At 66.9% G+C, this 3,222-nt stretch carries 1 protein-coding gene and 2 tRNA genes; 1 reads left to right on the plus strand and 2 read right to left on the minus strand.

The window, feature by feature from the left end:
- A partial coding sequence (locus HMPREF1138_RS11570; protein ID WP_009057907.1) for a L,D-transpeptidase family protein occupies positions 1-1,180 on the plus strand: 1,180 nt, incomplete at its 5' end.
- Between the two features lie 1,392 nt (positions 1,181-2,572).
- Here the strand turns inward: HMPREF1138_RS11570 and HMPREF1138_RS06665 are convergent.
- Positions 2,573-2,662, minus strand: a tRNA-Ser gene (locus HMPREF1138_RS06665).
- A 79-nt stretch (positions 2,663-2,741) separates the two neighbouring features.
- Positions 2,742-2,828, minus strand: a tRNA-Ser gene (locus HMPREF1138_RS06670).
- Positions 2,829-3,222 lie beyond the last annotated feature (394 nt).

A 3,222-nucleotide genomic window follows, 5' to 3' on the forward strand; every position in this document is an offset into this window, starting at 1 on the left:
CGCACCCGCCACGCCCTCCCCCACCCCGACTCCCGAGCCGAGCGCCACCCCAACCGAGCCTGCGCCGCCCGTCACCGGCCACTGGGTACGCCAGGCGGCCGGATGGCGCTACGAGTTCTCCGACGGCACCTGGCTCAAGGGCGGCGTCCACGCGGTGGGAGCCACGCGATACGCCTTCACCGACGACGGATACGTGCCGGTGGGCTGGTACCGCAGCCCAGAGGGCACCTGGTACGCCTCCACCGAAGACGGCGTGCGCACCGGCTGGTACCACGACGGCGCCGCCTGGTACTACCTCGACGGCGACGGCTCCATGGCCACCGGATGGCGCCTCTCCGGGGGCGCCTGGTACTACCTCGACCCCACGCGAGGCGGCGCCATGGCCACCGGCTGGGCCAAGGACAACAACACCTGGTACTACATGGACGCCTCCGGGGCGATGAAGTCCTCGACCTGGGTGCGTGAGGGAGCCTGGTACTACCTGACGGGCAGCGGCGCCATGGCCACCGGATGGTTCATCGCCGACGGATCCTGGTATTACGCGGACGGCAGCGGCGCCATGCGCACCGGGTGGCTCAACGACTCCGGCACCTGGTACTACCTGCACCCCTCGGGCGCGATGGGCACCGGGTGGATTCAGGAGGGATCGAGCTGGTACTACCTGAACCCGAACGCCGGCGGCGCCATGGCCACCGGCTGGGCCGCAGTCGGCGGCGCATGGAACTACTTCGACCGCTGGAAGGGCTTCTGGGTGTCTGGCCGCGCCGACTTCGAAGCCGACTGGAACTACGCGAAGACCCTCTACAGCCCCACCAACTACCTGGTCGTCGTGGACACCGGCGCCCCGCACTGCATGACCTTCTACTGGGCGGAGGGCACCTGGCAGCCGCTCACGGACATGCCGTGCTCCGTCGGCAAGGCATCGACCCCCACGGCCACCGGCACCTTCACCATCAAGAACCGAGGCTCCTCTTTCGGGCACGGGTACACGGCGTACTGGTGGACCCAGTTCTACGGCGACTACCTCTTCCACTCCGTCCTCTACTACGAGGGAAGCTACACGGTGAAAGACGGGACACTCGGCGGCCACGTCTCCCACGGGTGCGTGCGCCTGCGCTACGAGGACGCCAAGTGGCTGCACGACACGATCCCATCGGGGACCTACGTGACGATCTACTGACGGCCTGGTGGCGGCCCGCCCAGGGACTGGCGCCCTGCCGGGGGACTGGTGACGGCCCGCCCAGGGACTGGCGCCCTGCCGGTGGACTGGTGACAGCCCGCCCAGGGACTGGCGCCCTGCCGGTGGACTGGTGGCGGCCCGCCGATGGAACGCAGGCTTGCCGATGTTGCCCAGCCTCGCACGGAAAGAGGGCGCCGCAGGACCCAGGCAGGCACATCACCGGCTCTTCGCATGTGAGGGTGTAGGAGGTGTTGGGGTGTTGGGCGGGGTTCGGCGTATCGCGATTGTGTAGGGGTTGAGGTCTTTCGATGATGGAGATTCCTACACCGTCCATCTGAAAGACCGCGACACGCCTTATTCCACCTTTGATCATCCTGATTTGAGCGCGTTCACGCGCCTGGATGGCCTTGGACTGGAGGTGACCGGCCAGCGCATTGAGCCAGCGCCTGGCCGGACAGTCCTGCAGCAGTTGGGGAGCATGACGCCAGGGGTAATGATGGGGGTTTTGCACCATTAGAAGCCTCACCACGGCGTGTCGCCGGCGTGTCGTGGCTCTATTGGTGCAATTCCCCCCGTTTGGTGGCGCCCTCGACGTGGGCCGAGCTCGACCGTGCGCCTCTCACAGCGCAATTCCCCCGTTTGGTGGCGGTTTCATTGGAAAGCAGGCCGCGCCCGCGCTCGCCCGCGCTCTCTGACCCTTCCGGAGAGCGTCGCATCTTTGACGATGGGGGGTTTTGCACCACTAGAAGCCTCACCACGGCGTGTCGCCGGCGTGTCGTGGCTCTATTGGTGCAATTCCCCCCGTTTGGTGGCGGTGAGGTCGAGGTTCGGGGTGGTGAGGTCGCGGTTTGGGGCGGCGTGGCGCCCAAAGTGCAGACCACCTCGGCGACAAACGCCGACAATGGGGTCTCGTGGGCGAGGTGGTCTACGTTTTGGGCAAAACTGTCTCCGACATGGTGTGTTGTTCGCACGTAGGCCCCTGAACCTGCATGTCAGCCTCTTGGTGTGCACGTAAACCTCTGGACATGCGCGTGGGCGGCGCTGCCCACGTGCATGTCATCGGGCCCACGCTCGCATTAGCGGGCCCACGTGCGCGGTGAGGAGCGCGGGCAATTAGCGAGCCTCGGCGAACTGCGCCCCTGACACTGAGTGTCCGTACCCGGCCAATTGTTCGCCCGCACATCAGGCACGTGGAGGCATTCACGCCCCTCGATGAACCAACCGCCTTCAACACAGACTTTTCCTTACCAGCAAGCCGATAAGTCGCCACACAACCAACACGTTTTGTCCCTTAACCCCACAAACGCGGACGGACCCGGGCGCCCGGACACGCGCAGGCGGCACGGGCACGCACGAAGCCCCGGGATTCCAGTGGAATCCCGGGGCTGGGAGCGGAGACGGCGGGATTTGAACCCGCGAGGGGCTATGCACCCCTACCTCCTTAGCAGGGAGGCGCACTCGACCGGACTATGCGACGTCTCCAGTGCCGACTACTCTAGGCTATTTTCGCCGCGAGCGCGAACCGCACCCGCCGCAAGCGCCCAAGAGGCGGTCGGCTCGGCGGAGGGCGAGGGATTCGAACCCCCGGTGCCATTGCTGACACAACGGTTTTCAAGACCGTCTCTTTCGGCCACTCAGACAGCCCTCCAGACCTGCCTCATCCTACAGGAACGGGCGGCGCAATGCCGACAGCGCGGACACAGGCGCCGCGAAGCCCACGACAGAAAGCGAACACATAGACAAGCGGGCGGCGCTTCCGTGGGATCGAGCTAGGACGTGCCGCGCACATGCGAGGGGTGAACCCGGCTGCGCAGGCCGTCGCGACGATGTGCTTCACGTGCCGCGCGCACGCGAGGGGTGAACCCCAGGCACCCGACACCCGCCTACACCGCCCGCACGCGAGGGGCCGGTACGTTCAAGCCGCCCCGTGTAAGCGGCGGCGACGCACACCGCCCGCACGCGAGGGGCCGGTACCCGGACACAGCAGTCTCAACCAACGACGTGCACACACCACGCGTGCGCAAGGGGGCGGGCCCGGGGCA

The sequence above is a fragment of the Actinomyces sp. ICM58 genome, assembly GCF_000283035.1.
Lineage (GTDB): Bacteria > Actinomycetota > Actinomycetes > Actinomycetales > Actinomycetaceae > Pauljensenia.